Raw genomic sequence first — 14,336 nt, 5'->3', positions numbered from 1 at the left:
ATGGACCGCTACGAACTGCGCAGGTTCGACTACAGCCTGACCGAGGATCATCAGGCCTTGCAGACCGCGTACAAGGACTTCTTCAAAGCCCACTGCTCGATCGAAGCGGTGCGCGCCGCCGAGGAAACCGGATTCGACAAGAGCCTGTGGGAGCGGTTGTGCGCCATGGGTGCAACGACCATGGCGCTGCCGGAAGCCGTCGGCGGCGACGGAGCGACACTGGTCGATCTGACGTTGGTGGCCGAGGAGATCGGCCGCTCGCTGGCGCCGGTGCCGTGGATCGATCAAGTCTGCGCGGCCCGGCTGCTGGCCCGATTGGATGCAGCCGAACCCGATGTCGTCACCGGTCGGCAACTCGCGGCGTTGGACCCACAGCACGACAGCCGCTCCGGAGCGCGGCTCATCCCGACGGGGTCGATCGCCGACCAGATCATCATGCGGGAGGGTAGGGGAGATGGGGCCGTCGTGCTCCTCTCGTTTGCCACTCGCCCGCCAAAGGTGGACAACATCGGGCAGCTGCCGATGGCGTGGGTCGACCCGGCCGCCGCGGATAGCCGCACCGTCCTTGCCAGCGGGCCGCGCGCGTTGGCCGAATACCAGCGGGCCCTTGATGAGTGGCGGCTTTTGATGGCTGCGGCTCTGGTCGGTCTGGTCGAGGAGACGATGAACATCGCAGCAGAATTCGCCAAGTCCCGCTATACGCTCGGTGTCCCGATCTCGACCCTGCAGGGCATCTCACATCCGCTGGCGAACATCGCGATCACCGTGCAGGCGGGCCGCAATCTGGCACGGCGCGCGGCCTGGTTCTTGGACAACGAGCCCGACGAGCGCCCGGAGTTAGCGCCGTCGGCGTTTGTGTTCATGGCCGAGGAGGCGGCCAAAGCCGCGACGATGGCGGTGCACATCCAAGGCGGCCTCGGGGTTTCTGCGGAGGCGGCGGCGACCGCCTATCTGGTGCGTGCCCGCGGGTGGGCACTGGCGGGCGGGGACCCCGGCGCCAGCGCCACCTACATCGGTGAGCTGGTTGCCGCACGTGAAAGCCGTTCCGGGAAGGAGGCATAAATGGATTTCTCTCGAGTCACGTTGACCGACAACGACCAGGCCTTCCTCGACGAAGCCCGCGATTTCCTGCGTACACATGTGACTGAAGACGTCAAACGCCGCGACCGAGAAACCGGTGACAACTTCGACGGAGGCGTGCACCTGGCTCTCGGTGCCGCCGGCTACCTCGAACGCGAATGGAAGCCGCATACCGAGGGCGGTTTCAGCAGGGTGCAACGCCGGATCTGGGAGCTGGAGAAGCGACGTGCCCACGTGCCGTGGGTAACCTGGGGCACCACGTCCATGGTGGCTCGGTCGGTGGCGACGTACGGCTCTGCGGAACTGCGCGATGAGGTACTGCCCGGGGTGTTCAGCGGGCATGTCCGGCTATGCCTGGGCTACACCGAACCCGAGGGTGGTTCCGACGTGGCCACCTGCAAGACCCGCGCGGTGCGGGAGGCAGATGGGTCGAGCTGGGTCATTAACGGCTCCAAGATGTTCACCACCGGTGCACACAACTGCCAGTACGTCTTCCTCATCACCAACACCGATCCGGAAGCGCCGAAACACAAAAGCCTGACGATGTTTCTGGTTCCGCTCAATACGCCGGGTATCGAAATCCAGGGCATCCGAACCGTCGACGGGGACCGCACCAACATCGTCTACTACAGCGATGTGCGCGTCGACGACAAGTACCGGCTCGGCGATGTCAATGGCGGGTGGACGGTGCTGCGGGAACCGCTGAACGTCGAGCACGGCGCGGTGGCGGCGGCGCCCGATGGATTGCAGGACGTGTCGATCATGATGCACCAGGCCGGTTTCATGGCCGACGCCCTCGACAAAGCCGCCGGCAAGACCGCCGAGCAGGATCCCAACGGGCGCAGTCTGATCGACGATCGCTCGGTGGCATACCGGCTGGGCCGTAGCGCCGCACGCATGGAGGCGGCGCTGAGCGCACCGAGCATCTTCGGACGCGTGGCACTCGCCCAGACCATGCGCGACATCTCGCCAGACCTGATGGACATCCTGGGTACCGCAGCGTCACTGCCGATCGGTACGGACCGGGCCGCCGACGACGGCGCCGCCGAATACGTGTACCGGTTCGCACCGCTGGTCGGTATCTACGGCGGCACGCTGGAGGTGTTCCGCAACATGATCGCCCAGCACGTCCTCGGCCTGGGCCGGCCAAGCTACGGAGCGTCGTAACCCCGTCTGGCGCGAGCGTGCGTGTCCCCGGCCGACACGCCGAGCTAATCCCCGGGTTTACGCACGGTCGCCGCGAAAGGCGGTCACGCGATCGCGCCTGACTCCTTGAGTTCGGCGATGCGCTCCCAATCCATCCCGACCTCCATCAGCACGATCTCGGTGTGCTCCGACGCCTGCGGGGCCCGCGTCGTCACCAGCGGCTCATGGTTGAACTGCACCGGCCCGCGAACGACTTTGAACGGCTTTCCACCGCTGGCCAATTCGACGTCGGCCACCATGTCGTTGGCGATCGCCTGCTCATCGGCGGCAAGATCAATGAGGCTTTGGAATGGCGCCCACTGGCCTTTCATCGTTTTCAGGTGCTGTCGCCAGTAGTCAAAAGTCTTCCCGGCGAAGGCCTTCGTTATGAGTTGGGTGGCCGCATCGGCGTTTTGTATCAGTGGAAGCACATCCGCGAAGCGGGGATCATCAGCCGCCTCCGGGAGGCCAAGGTGCTCAAAAGTGTCGCGGATCAAACCGGTCGGACTGATGATGCACAGGTTGATCGTGCCGCCGTCAGAAGTCAGGTAGTTGCCCATGAAGGGATTCACCGACGGCGCGGCAGATCCCGGCATGGGGCTACGCATCACCTCTCCGGTTTCCATACCTTGTGTCACACTCGCGCCCGCGGCCCACCAGGCCGTGCTCAGCAACGACACGTCCAACTCCAAAGCTTCGCCGGTCCGCTCACGATGCAGCAACGCGGCCGAGATACCGCCGGCAATGAACATGCCGCCGATGGAATCGCCAAAGGCCGGAATACCCTGTCCCAGAGCGCCACCCAGTTCCTCTGGCGTCAGTGCGTATCCAACCCCGCTACGTGTCCAGAATGCCGTCCCGTCATAGCCGCCGACGTCACGCTCGGTCCCCTTGTCGCCGTATGCCGAACCGCGGGCATACACAATGTTGGGGTTCGCCGCGCGAATGTGCGCCACATCGAACTTGTTCTTCTCCCGCTGCGCGGGCATGTAGTTAGTCAGGAAAACGTCGGAAATCTTTGCCAGTTCATAGAGCACTTCCTGGCCGCCCGGCGTGGAGACGTCAATTCCGACGCTGCGCTTGCCCCGATTGGGATGTTCCATCAATGGATGCCGGTCCGGGTCGATTTGGATACCACCCATATTCAGGAAGCCGCGCTGGGTGTCACCGCGCACCGGGTGCTCGACCTTGATGACGTCGGCGCCCCAGTCGGCGAGGATGGCGCCGGCCGCCGGCACGAACGTGAACTGCGCAACTTCCAGGACCCGGAAGCCCTCCATGACCTTGACCATTTTCGGCACGTTACTTGGCATCGAAGGTCACCGGAAGAGCGGTGGGCGAACGGAACGGCTGGCCGTGGATGTGTGGATCGTCGTCGACGACGAGCGTGATGTCGGTCGCCCGGTTCAGCAGGCATTCCAATGCAACTCGCGTTTCCATCCGTGCCAGATGCAGACCCAGGCAGGTATGTTCACCTGCGGCGAAAGAGATGTGCGGCATGTGTGGGCGAAAAATGTCGAACTTTTCGGGGCGCTCCCAGCGGTGTTCGTCCCGGTTTGCCGAACCGATGCACACGTCGACGACCGATCGCGCGGGTATTTTGACCCCGTCCAGTTCAGTGTCTTCGCTGGTGAACCGCTGCACGGTGGTCAGCGGTGTTTCGAAGCGAAGACCCTCCTCGATCGCCTTCGGGATCAACTCGCGGTCCGCCTGCACCGCGGCGAACTGCTCTGGGTGGGTGAGCAACAGGAACAGCAGGTTTCCCGAGGAGCGATAGGTGGTTTCCAGCCCAGCGGGCAGCAGCAACCTCAGAAACGAGTAGATGGCTTCGTCACTGAGCTTTTCGCCGTCGATCTCTGCGGTGACCAGGTCGCCGATGATGTCGTCGGTCGGCTTGGCTTTGCGTTGTTCGATCTGCTCGATGAAGTAATCCTTCAACGCCGTCGACGCCTCGAAGGCGCGTTCGTAGTTGACGGTGTAGCTGATCAGTTCGACCGCGCGTCGGTGAAACATCGGCAGGTCTGCCTCCGGCAAGCCCAAAAGCTTAGCGATGACCCGGGTGGGAAATTCGAACGTGAACTGCCCGACGAGGTCGGCTTCGCCGGCGTCGATGAATTCTTCGATGAGCGCATTGCAGATCGGCCGCACGATCGTGGGCTCCCAGCGTGCGAGGTTCTTGGACTTGAATGCCGCTGAAACCAGATTCCGGTGGTCGCGGTGCTTCTTGCCCCCCATTGCCAGGATGGTCGGACCCATGAATAAACCAATGGTCGTGTCGTACATTGCCGAACTGAACACTTGCCCGTTGCGGAATGCCTTGTTCACCGCGTCGAAGGACATCGCGGCGAAGGACCGCTTTGGCCGTAGCGAATCGGGAGTCTTGGAGTAATCCATCACCGTTCCGGCGAAAACCCCGGCCTCTTGACGCTGCCGGAGAAAGTACGGGTATGGGTCACGGAGGTAGCCGGCAGGCTTGTCGACGGCGACCGCCTCGTGAAGTTGACTTTCCACAGCTGCTCTCCGCCTCGGCCAAACGCTCGTACTGTAAATATTACAGTAGACTACGTCAGAGCGGGCGACTGTCGTAAGCTCTGAAGCCATGAGCTCAGTCGACGAACGGATCGGCAACTCCGCAGCGCAGCATCAGGCCGGGCTACCGGCGATCCTGGAAAGCCAGCGGCGAGCATTCCTGGCCGAAGGGCCGCCCAGCGTCGCTGTGCGGCGTAACCGGATCGATCGGCTGATGGCGTTGCTGCTGGACAACAGCGACGCGTTCATCGACGCCATGGCCGCCGATTACGGCACCCGGTCCAAGGCGGCATCGTTGTTCACCGAAATCGTCGGCATCATCTCGGTTGTCGAGCACACCAGAAGCCATGTGGCGCAATGGATGTGCCCAGCCAAACTGATGCGGGCCGCACGGATATCCGGGTTGCGAGCGGAGGTGCAGCCCACCCCACTGGGTGTCGTCGGCATCATCGGACCATGGAACTTCCCGGTCAACCTGGTGGTGCTGCCGGCATCAGCGGCGTTCGCGGCCGGTAATCGGGTGATGATCAAGATGTCGGAGATCACCGCACACACCGCGGAATTGATGAAGGCCACCGCACCGAGATACCTCGACCCGGCCGAACTCGACGTTGTGACCGGCGGTCCAGAAGTTGCGGCCGCCTTCTCCGCATTGCCGTTCGATCATCTGTTCTTCACCGGTTCGCCGTCCGTGGGCGCGCTGGTGCAGCAAGCGGCCGCACGAAATCTGGTGCCGGTGACCCTGGAGCTCGGGGGCAAGAACCCGGTGGTCGTCGCACCGGGCGCCGATGTCCGGCGCTCGGCGGCCCGCATCGCGCAGGGCCGGATGGTCAACGGCGGCCAGGTGTGCGTCTGCCCCGATTACGTGTTGGTGCCCGACGACCGGATCGCGGCATTCGTCGATACCGCGCGCGAGACGCTGCGCGGCATGTTCCCGAGCATCGTCACCAACGACGACTATTGCTCGAGCGTCAACCAAGCCAATTTCGACAGGGTCGTAGGGCTCATCGAGGATGCACGAAACCGCGGGGCGCATGTGGAAACGATTGCCCCCGAGGATGAGTCATTACCCGACCGGGCGACTCGCAAGATCGGGCCCACCATCGTGCGCGGCATCGACGACCGCATGAAGATTGCGCACGAGGAAATTTTCGGCCCGGTGCTTGCCGTCAAGGGTTATTCCGAGCTGGGTGAGGCCATTGACTACATCAACCAACGGCCGGCGCCGCTGGTGGCCTACTGGTACGGTCCCGACGACGACGATTTCCGAACCTTCCTCCGCAACACTCGCAGCGGCGGCGTTGCGCGTAACGACTTTGCCGCGCAAATGATTCCGTCAGCGGCGCCATTCGGGGGAGTGGGCCGCAGCGGGATGGGTGCTTACCACGGCAAGGCTGGCTTCGACACGTTCAGTCACTACCGCACCGTGGTCGGCAACGATCTGCCGTTCAGCATCACCGGAACTGCGGCCCCGCCGTTCGGCATGCCGTTGCGGCTCGGCGCCAATGCGGCGATGCGGTTCGCCCGGATGCGCACCCGTCGGCGGCTCAAGCGCCGCGGTGGTCCCTCGGCCTGACCAGTCGTGCACCGAGCTCGTCCGGGGGTACGTGATGCTCTTCGGTGCAGCGGATTTCGACTGCGGCCTCGGCGCCGCAGCCCAGATGGGTGAGGCGGAGCCGGGCGCGGTTTGGCAGGTGGCGTTGCCCCCACTGGAACATCGCCCAGACCACCGGCATGAAATCCCTGCCGGCTTCAGTGAGGACGTACTCGTCGCGACTGCGCTGACCGGGCTCGCGGTAGGGCTGCCGGGCCAGCAACCCAAGGTCGACCAGTTCCGCCAAGCGAGCTGAGGTCGCAGCCTTGGTGATGCCCACCCGGCGGGCGAAGTCGTCAAAGCGAGTAGTGCCGTAGTAGGCCTCGCGCATGATCAGCATCGCCGATTTGGTTCCAACGGCGCCCATGGTCTTTTCAATCGGGCACTCGCCGACCGCGGACCAAGCCTCGCGGTCGACGAGCGACCCTTGCAGGAATGTCATCTAACTCACCTCCAACCTGGGTTGCCTCTACTGTACCTAGGAGTGTATACCTGAGTATAGCGTAGGATACTCAGGACGTTAAACGCGAGGAGAAGTGATGACCGCTTATCAGGGCCGCGACGCGGTAATCGTCGGCGCGGTACGCACCCCGATCGGCAAAGGCAAGCCCGGTGGGGCTCTGCACGGTGTCCTGCCCGCCGACCTGCTGGCGCACAGTCTGCGTGAGCTGGTGGAGCGCACCGGCATCGACCCGGCGCAGATCGACGACGTCATCGCCGGTGCCGTCACCCAGGTGGGCGACCAGGCTGTCAACATTGCCCGGAATGCCCTGCTGGGCGCCGGCTTTCCTGATTCGGTTCCCGGTACCACCGTCGACCGGCAATGCGGCAGCAGCCAGCAGGCGATCAGCTTTGCGGCCCAGGGCGTGGTTGCCGGCGCGTACGACATCGTCGTCGCGGCAGGCGTGGAATCGATGAGCCGCGTTCCCATGGGCAGCTCGGTGCTGCCGGGCAGTAATCCCTTCGGCGAAGCGATGACCCAGCGCTATGCCGAGGGGCTGGTGCCGCAGGGGATCAGCGCCGAACTGATCGCCGCCCGGTGGGGTTTCTCACGCAGTGAGCTCGATGAATTCTCCGCGGCCAGCCATGAGAAGGCCGCCCGCGCCACCAAGGACGGCCTCTTCGACGACGAGCTTGCCCCGATCGCCGGGCTGACCACCGACGAGATTATTCGTCCCGGCACCAGTGTTACGACGTTGGCCGCGCTCAAGCCGTCGTTCTACGACCCCGCCATCGAAGCCCGTTTCCCGCAGATCAATTGGGAGATCACGGCCGGCAACTCGTCACCGCTTTCCGACGGCAGCGTCGCGGTGCTGATCACCAGCGGCGAGGCCGCTGCCAAACTGGGCCTGCGGCCCCTGGCCCGGATCCACAGCACGACAGTGGTCGGTTCGGATCCGCTTTACATGCTCACCGGCGTCATCCCAGCCACTGAAAAGGTGTTGCGACGCGCCGGGCTGACCCTGCCCGATATCGACCTGTTCGAGGTCAACGAGGCATTCGCGCCCGTCGTGCTCGCCTGGGCGAAGGACACTGGAGCCGATCTCGCCAAGACGAACGTCAACGGCGGTGCGATCGCACTCGGCCACCCGCTAGGCGCCAGCGGTGCCCGCATCATGACGACACTGGTCAACGCGCTGCAACAGCACGGCAAACGCTATGGGTTGCAGACGATGTGCGAGGGCGGCGGCATGGCCAACGCCACCATCATTGAGCGGCTCGAAACGTGACGGCCATGAATACGATCCGAGCCGCAGCGGTGCAAATCAGCCCGGTGCTCTACAGCCGCGACGGGACCGTCGAACGCGTCGTCGCCAAGATCGAACAGCTGGCGCGCGACGACGTCCAGTTCGCCACGTTCCCGGAGGCAGTGATCCCGTACTATCCGTACTTCTCGTTCGTACAACGTCCGTTCGAGATGCGGCCCGAACACCTCACATTGATGGAGCAAGCCGTCACGATCTCGTCGCCGGTAACCGATGCGATCAGTGCCGCGGCCCGACAGGCCGAAATGGTGGTGTCGATCGGTGTCACCGAACGCGACGGCGGGTCGCTGTACAACACCCAGCTGTTGTTCGATGCCGACGGCGCCTTGGTCCAGCGCCGTCGCAAGATCATGCCGACCTACCACGAACGGATGATCTGGGGTCAGGGCGACGGCACCGGACTGCGGGCCGTCGACAGCGCGGTCGGGCGGATCGGACAGCTGGCCTGCTGGGAGCACTACATCCCGCTGGCCCGTTATGCCATGATCGCCGACGGCGAGCAGATCCACTCGGGCATGTGGCCGGGGTCGTTCGCCGGCGACCTGTTCGCGCAACAGGTCGAGATCAGCGTGCGTAATCACGCGCTCGAGTCGGCTGCTTTCGTCGTGAACGCTACCGCCTGGCTGGACGCCGACCAGCAGGCGCAGATCATGGCCGACACCGGATGCCCGATCGGTCCTATTTCCAGCGGGTGTTTCACCGCGATCATTACCCCGCAGGGCGAACTATTGGGTGAACCGGTACGCACGGGTGAGGGCGACGTGATCGCCGATCTCGACTTCGGGTTGATCGATGCCCGCAAGTCACAGATGGATGCTAGTGGCCACTACAGCCGGCCCGAATTACTCAGCCTGGTGGTGGACCACACCCCGAGAGCACACCTGTATGAGCGGTTCGAGGAACCCACCCTCGCCGAGGTCGAGGAGGCGGACTATGTCGCACTCTAATCCGCGCGAGACCCGCTTTGACGGCGTTCGGTTGCGCTACGAGACTGCGAAGAGCTACGACGAGCTGGTTGCCGCGTTGCTTGCCGACGTCGGCAGCGACCCTGTCCCGATCGACGACCTTGCCAAGGTGCTTGACAGCTGGGACTCGTATGCGAAAGAGGTCGAATCCCACGCAGGTCCAAGCGGATTCATGTTGTTCGGTCTTCTCGACCACGGCGGCTGGATCAAGAAAGCCGGCATCGACCGGAAAGCGTTGCGCGTCATTATCGGCAACCCGCTGATCGCACTCACGATGTTGCGCCACGACGTAACTGCGGGTCTCTTCGCCCCGGTCGAGTTGCTTGTCGCCGAGGAGGACAACGGCCACAGCAGCTTGATCTACGTCAAGCCGTCATCGCTGATGGTTTATCAGCACAATCCGGATCTCGAGGCGGCCGCGCAGGAACTCGACGCCAAGTTGGCCGCGTTGGCCGCCAAGGTAGCGGCATAACCGTCAGTCGCCGGCCGCCTGCTCGCGCGCCCACCGGTAGTCGGCCTTGCCCGACGGGCTGCGCTCGATCACCCTCCGGAAGACGATCGCTTTGGGAAGCTTGTAGCGGGCCAACGAGTTTGCGGCATGAGCGATCAACTCCTCGGCGTCGGCATCGGCACCCTCGGTGAGCGAAACCACCGCGACGACTTCCTGGCCCCACCGCTCGCTCGGCCGTCCGGCGACCACGACATCGGCCACTGCGGGGTGTGACGCGACGGCCGTCTCGACCTCCTCGACGAAGATCTTCTCGCCGCCCGAGTTGATGCACACCGAGTCGCGGCCCAGTAGCTCGACGATGCCGTCGGCGCGGTGGCGTGCGCGGTCGCCGGGCACCGCATAGCGGACGCCGTCGATGACCGGGAACGTCTTGGCGGTCTTAGCGGCGTCGCCCTTATAGCCGAGCGGGACATAACCACGCTGCGCGAGCCAGCCCATGTTGTCGTGACCCGGCTGCAGGAGCGCGCCGAAATCTTCGGCGACCACGTAGGTATCCGGGCCGGGGTTGAATGTGCCCGTCGACACTGCCCCGGTCATCGACAGGTGGCTCATCTGTGCACCGGTCTCCGAGGATCCGACGCCGTCGATGATCATGGCGTTGGGCAGGGCTTCGATCAAGCGTTGCTTGACGTGCGGGGTCAGCAGTGCACCGCCATTGGCCACCACCGCCAACGACGACACGTCGGCGATCCCCTTTTCGATTGCGGCCAGCAGCGGCCGCGCCATCGCGTCCCCGACCACCGTTACCACCGAGACCTCTTCCCGCTCGATGGTTCGGACGACATCGTCGGCGTCCAAATGGTCGACCACAGAAGGGAAGACCAACGTCTGCCCGGTCGTGATTGCCGTCATCACGCTCCACTGTGCGGCGCCGTGAATCAGCGGCGGCAAGATCAGCAGTTTGGTGCCTGGGCCCTCGGCGAGTCGTCCGACGATCTCGTCGATAGAACCGACGGTCTCGCCGGTCACCAGATTTCGACCGCCGAAGGATGTCATGAAGATGTCATGCTGGCGCCACAAAACGCCTTTGGGCATCCCGGTGGTGCCGCCGGTGTAGAGCACATACAAATCGTCGGGCGAAGGCTGCACCGGCGACGACGTCAATGAACCGGATCCGACGATGGTCTCGTAATCGACTGCGCCGTAGACCAGGTCATTGCCTGACTCGTCGGCGATCTGGATGAGCACACGCAGCTGAGGAAGATCCGGCAGCACCTCGGCGACTCGGGGCGCGAATGCAGCATGGTAAATCAGGGCGGTCGCGCCGGAGTCCGCGAGCAGGTATTGCAGTTCGCTCTTGACGTAGCGGAAGTTGACGTTGAACGGGGCGACCCGCGCCTGGAACGCGCCCAGCAACCCTTCGACGAATTCGTTTCCGTTGTAGGCATACAGCCCGACCAGGTCCTGTCCCACCTCGTGGCCGGCGAGTGCGGATCGCTCGGTGTGGCATCCCAGTCCGCGGGAGTGCATGAACGACGCCAGTCGGTGGGATCGCTCGAGAATTTGCGCGTACGTGAAACGACGATCGCCCTGGATGACCAGTTCGCGGTCGCCGATCGCCGCCGCGACGGCGGCTGCGACCGCCGGCACCGTGAACTGCGCTGCAGTGTCGGACATCGTGCCTCTTACGGTTGGTGTAGAAGTAGGCGGACCATCAGGTCGCTGGCTTCGGTGAGCAGGGTGCCATCGGCGCTTGTCATCGTAGCGGTTCGGGGAATCTGCCGCGGGTTTCGTCGACGGTGTCAGTCATCGGCTGTTCCATACGCTGAGCAGGTCGTCGGTCATGGTGATCGTCGCCAGCAATGAGAGCGTGTTGTCGATGACTGCGTCGCCGTACTCGGCGGGTACGCCCGCGACGGCATCGCGCGGCACAACAACGCGGTAGGCGGCGTTGACCGCGTCCATCACGATGTTGGGAATGGCGATGTTGAGCGAGACGCCCACCACGACGATGGTGGACACACCGAGGTTGCGCAGGATCGCATCGAGGTCGGTGCCGCCCATCGGCCCGACACCGTGCCAGCGGCTGAGCACCAAATCGGTTGGTTCGGGGCCTAACTCGGGCAGCAGGGCTGCCCCGGGCGTGCCCGGAGCGATTTCCACACCGCCACGGCCGATAGCGAAGATCTTGGCGTTGTGGTTGGCGCCGAGCCCATCGGGTCGGCGCTGCACCAGACAGTGCACCACGCGCACGCCCGCGGCCCGTGCCGCCGGCAGCAGCCGCACGATGTTGGGCAAGGCAACGCGGCGGGCTTCGTTGGCAAGTGCGGCCAGTCCGGCGTCGGGTCCGATGACTGCACCCTGGCACTCCTGAGTGACGATCGCGGTGTGCGCGGGGGGCGCAAGGTCGGCGAGGGCTGTCATGCCGGCACTTCGTAGAACTGCGTCGCCCACTTCCGCAGCGCCATATATCCTTTCGCGTCGGCCTTGGACAGCGGCGGATGTTCCACGTACTTCTGGTAGCGCCAGATTTGCAGATCGTCGAAGACGGTGGACAGGAACTGCTTTTCGATGACGTCGCGCAGCTTGCCGGACGGTACGTCGGCGGTGTCACCGGGGGTGCGCGGCCACCAGATGGAGTAGAACAGGTCGGAGCATTCATCGTCGACCGGCGTGCAGGTGAAGATCAGCCGATGGTTCTGCGCACCCTCGAAGACGCTGATCGCCCCGCCAAGACCGAACAAGTGACTGTGAAACCGCAACGCCAAGTCGTCGGCGTTGTCGCTACTGGCATCCGGCCAGCCCGCGATGAATTGCCATTCGTGGTCGACGATTTTCCAGTCCAGCACCCTGGGCGTCACCGTGGCATGGTGCACGTACTCGAAATGCGCGCTGTCGGGGGCGTTCTCCGCCACGATCTGCGGATGCACCGGTTCGTATTCGGCACGTCGGGAGAACTCGGGATACGCCCGGTAGTAGGCCGCCGGATCGATCTCGAATTGCGGGAATTTGCGGAAGATATCCGGCATCTCCCACTGCGGCTCCTTGCCCTCCGGCTGGTGCCACATGAACACACAGTCGTACTGTTCCATGACCGGATAGACCCGCAGCCGTAGTGCCCGGTTCGGCCGGTCGGGCTGATAGGGGATGTATTTGTTACAGCCGTCAGGTCCCCAGCGCCACCCGTGGAAGGGACACTCCACACAATCGCCGACTACCTTGCCGCCATGCCCGATGTGGGCGCCGAGGTGCTTGCAGTGCGCTTCAAGTACGTGCAGTTCCCCGGACTCATCCCGGTAGGCGACCAGATCCTCACCGAAGTAGCGCAGCGGTCGGGCTTCGCCGACCGGGAACTCCGGCGACCAGCCGATCATGAACCAGCCGGTGACTTTCCAGGTGAACGGGACTTTCACGCCGGGCGCCTTCCTGCCTTCGTCCGCTGATACTAAAGACGTTACAGTATAGCTTTCAGGCAAGGAGGTGGTTCCTGGTGGCGGACGAACTCGAGGCGATCCGGCAGTTGAAAGCACGCTATTGCCGATTCCTCGACACCAAGGACCTCGACTCGTGGCGCAGTGTGTTCACCACCGATGTGGTGGTTACGTTGGACATGGCGGTGTCCACCGGCGGTGCCGATCCGATGACGGCGCCGCCGATCGAGGGCGTCGACAACTTTGCTCCCACGGTGATGGGCGGCCTCGAGGGCGTGGCGACCATGCATCACTGCCACACCCCGGAAATCACGCTCACCTCGGCCACCACGGCCACCGGCATCTGGGCGATGGAAGACCTTCTCGTCTTCGGTGACGGCCGCGAATTGCACGGCGCCGGTCACTACCACGAGACGTACGAGAAAGCGGACGGCGCGTGGCGAATCAAGAGCCTGCACCTAACTCGAACGATTCTCCGCGTGGCGCCCGACCCGCGAGCGTGAAACTGCTGCGAAATTCTGGCCGGTTTCTCGCAATAGTTTCACGCTCGGCGCGGACATGTTCAGCCCGCGGGGTGCGGGCAGACCACCTGAACGTCGACCGACAGCGGATCACGGCCGGCGTCGGCGAGCCGGGTTCGCAGCGCGTCCAGCACTGCACCGAACCGGGCGGCGTCCTCGATGGCCGCGGTGCGGATCATCGACGCCATCGCGGCCGGGGGGATGAGAGGCGTCCAACCGCTGCCGTACTGGACGACGCGCCGCAATGCCGCCGTGCCGTTGCCGCCGATCCAGATCGGCGGGTGCGGCTGCTGCGGCCGGAGCCTGTACCCAGACCGGACCGACCGCATCGAAATCTTCTCCGCTGACCGGTGTTTCAGGGTCGGTCCAGATGGACCGCAAGGCCCGCAGTGCCTCGTCGAGCAGACCGGCGCGACGATCGAAGGCCACCCCGAGCGCGGAGAACTCGGAACGTAGGTAGCCGGCGATCAGCCGTCCTCCGGAGAAAGGTCCAGGCTGCCCAGCGCCTTTGATGCGGCTGGTCACTGCCGCCATGAAACTCAGCGCGGCGATCGGGTCAAGTGTGTTGTGCCCGCCGTTGCGTCGCCACTTGACTGACGGCGCTGGGTGCTCGCTCAAGGCCACCGCCGAAAAGCCGGCAGCCTCCGCCTGAACCGCGACGTTGCGAATCACCTCTGGCTGCAGAAAATCGTCGGGTCCGGTGGGCAGCTCGCTGGGGTACTCGAGCGGGTACCTCATCGCGCGGCTCCTACTGGTGGATTTCGGGGAGTTGGCACACAATTCGGACCAGATACTGTAATTGTTACAGTAACAG

14 protein-coding genes and 1 pseudogene are annotated in these 14,336 nt (G+C 64.2%); 7 read left to right on the top strand and 8 right to left on the bottom strand.

From position 1 onward, the window contains the following. Positions 1-1,062 carry an acyl-CoA dehydrogenase family protein gene (locus AC5Y49_RS04245; RefSeq protein WP_499884501.1) on the top strand — a complete coding sequence of 354 codons (1,062 nt, stop codon included), beginning with the start codon at positions 1-3 and terminating at the stop codon, positions 1,060-1,062. Next, positions 1,063-2,247: an acyl-CoA dehydrogenase family protein gene (locus AC5Y49_RS04240; protein WP_499884500.1), complete on the top strand. Its 1,185-nt coding sequence runs from the start codon at positions 1,063-1,065 to the stop codon at positions 2,245-2,247. 83 nt (positions 2,248-2,330) lie between these two features. On the opposite strand, the gene AC5Y49_RS04235 is transcribed toward AC5Y49_RS04240, so the two are convergent. Together AC5Y49_RS04235 and AC5Y49_RS04230 are read right to left on the bottom strand one after the other, a co-directional pair. Next, positions 2,331-3,545: a CaiB/BaiF CoA transferase family protein gene (locus AC5Y49_RS04235; protein WP_499884657.1), complete on the bottom strand. Its 1,215-nt coding sequence runs from the start codon at positions 3,543-3,545 to the stop codon at positions 2,331-2,333. Positions 3,546-3,567: 22 nt separating this feature from the next. Further along, entirely contained in the window at positions 3,568-4,776 is a 1,209-nt protein-coding gene (locus AC5Y49_RS04230; RefSeq protein WP_499884499.1) for a cytochrome P450, read from the bottom strand. Between the two features lie 88 nt (positions 4,777-4,864). On the opposite strand from AC5Y49_RS04230, the gene AC5Y49_RS04225 reads away from it, so the two are divergent. Continuing rightward, positions 4,865-6,370, top strand: coding sequence for a coniferyl aldehyde dehydrogenase (locus AC5Y49_RS04225; RefSeq protein ID WP_499884498.1), 1,506 nt, complete (start codon positions 4,865-4,867; stop codon positions 6,368-6,370). On the opposite strand, the gene AC5Y49_RS04220 is transcribed toward AC5Y49_RS04225, so the two are convergent. Further along, positions 6,342-6,830, bottom strand: coding sequence for a winged helix-turn-helix transcriptional regulator (locus AC5Y49_RS04220; protein WP_499884497.1), 489 nt, complete (start codon positions 6,828-6,830; stop codon positions 6,342-6,344). The two genes, AC5Y49_RS04225 and AC5Y49_RS04220, sit on opposite strands and share 29 nt — an antisense overlap. Before the next feature lie 97 nt (positions 6,831-6,927). On the opposite strand from AC5Y49_RS04220, the gene AC5Y49_RS04215 reads away from it, so the two are divergent. From AC5Y49_RS04215 to AC5Y49_RS04205, 3 genes are read left to right on the top strand one after another with little or no spacing between them, the layout of a single operon-like run. Next, the gene (locus AC5Y49_RS04215) at positions 6,928-8,118 is read left to right on the top strand and encodes a thiolase family protein (protein ID WP_499884496.1); all 1,191 of its coding nucleotides are present in this window, start codon (positions 6,928-6,930) and stop codon (positions 8,116-8,118) included. Positions 8,119-8,123: 5 nt separating this feature from the next. Further along, on the top strand, positions 8,124-9,101 hold the full coding sequence (locus tag AC5Y49_RS04210; RefSeq protein ID WP_499884495.1) for a nitrilase-related carbon-nitrogen hydrolase: 978 nt from the start codon (positions 8,124-8,126) through the stop codon (positions 9,099-9,101). Next, positions 9,088-9,591 (top strand): DUF302 domain-containing protein, encoded by a 504-nt coding sequence (locus tag AC5Y49_RS04205; RefSeq protein ID WP_499884494.1) that lies wholly within the window; start codon positions 9,088-9,090, stop codon positions 9,589-9,591. Before AC5Y49_RS04210 ends, AC5Y49_RS04205 begins: the two co-directional genes overlap by 14 nt. Positions 9,592-9,594: 3 nt before the next feature. Here AC5Y49_RS04205 and AC5Y49_RS04200 read toward each other — a convergent pair whose 3' ends face one another. The 4 genes and pseudogenes from AC5Y49_RS04200 to AC5Y49_RS04185 form a co-directional block, all read right to left on the bottom strand. Continuing rightward, positions 9,595-11,247 carry an acyl-CoA synthetase gene (locus tag AC5Y49_RS04200; protein ID WP_499884493.1) on the bottom strand — a complete coding sequence of 551 codons (1,653 nt, stop codon included), beginning with the start codon at positions 11,245-11,247 and terminating at the stop codon, positions 9,595-9,597. A gap of 8 nt (positions 11,248-11,255) precedes the next feature. Beyond that, positions 11,256-11,339, bottom strand: a pseudogene (locus tag AC5Y49_RS04195) (PaaI family thioesterase); the annotation flags it as partial. Positions 11,340-11,376: 37 nt separating this feature from the next. Next, positions 11,377-11,994, bottom strand: coding sequence for a cysteine hydrolase family protein (locus AC5Y49_RS04190; RefSeq protein ID WP_499884492.1), 618 nt, complete (start codon positions 11,992-11,994; stop codon positions 11,377-11,379). Then, positions 11,991-12,983, bottom strand: a complete 993-nt coding sequence (locus AC5Y49_RS04185; RefSeq protein WP_499884491.1) for a Rieske 2Fe-2S domain-containing protein — start codon at positions 12,981-12,983, stop codon at positions 11,991-11,993. Before AC5Y49_RS04185 ends, AC5Y49_RS04190 begins: the two co-directional genes overlap by 4 nt. A gap of 77 nt (positions 12,984-13,060) precedes the next feature. Here AC5Y49_RS04185 and AC5Y49_RS04180 point away from each other — a divergent pair, with 77 nt between their 5' ends. After that, positions 13,061-13,504: a nuclear transport factor 2 family protein gene (locus AC5Y49_RS04180; RefSeq protein ID WP_499884490.1), complete on the top strand. Its 444-nt coding sequence runs from the start codon at positions 13,061-13,063 to the stop codon at positions 13,502-13,504. A 108-nt stretch (positions 13,505-13,612) separates the two neighbouring features. On the opposite strand, the gene AC5Y49_RS04175 is transcribed toward AC5Y49_RS04180, so the two are convergent. After that, the gene (locus tag AC5Y49_RS04175) at positions 13,613-14,260 is read right to left on the bottom strand and encodes an LLM class oxidoreductase (RefSeq protein ID WP_499884489.1); all 648 of its coding nucleotides are present in this window, start codon (positions 14,258-14,260) and stop codon (positions 13,613-13,615) included. Between the last annotated feature and the right edge of the window lie 76 nt (positions 14,261-14,336).

This window comes from Mycobacterium sp. NGS62, assembly GCF_059812285.1.
Note: the sequence above shows the minus strand (reverse complement) of the source record. Positions and strands in the feature narration are given on the sequence as shown.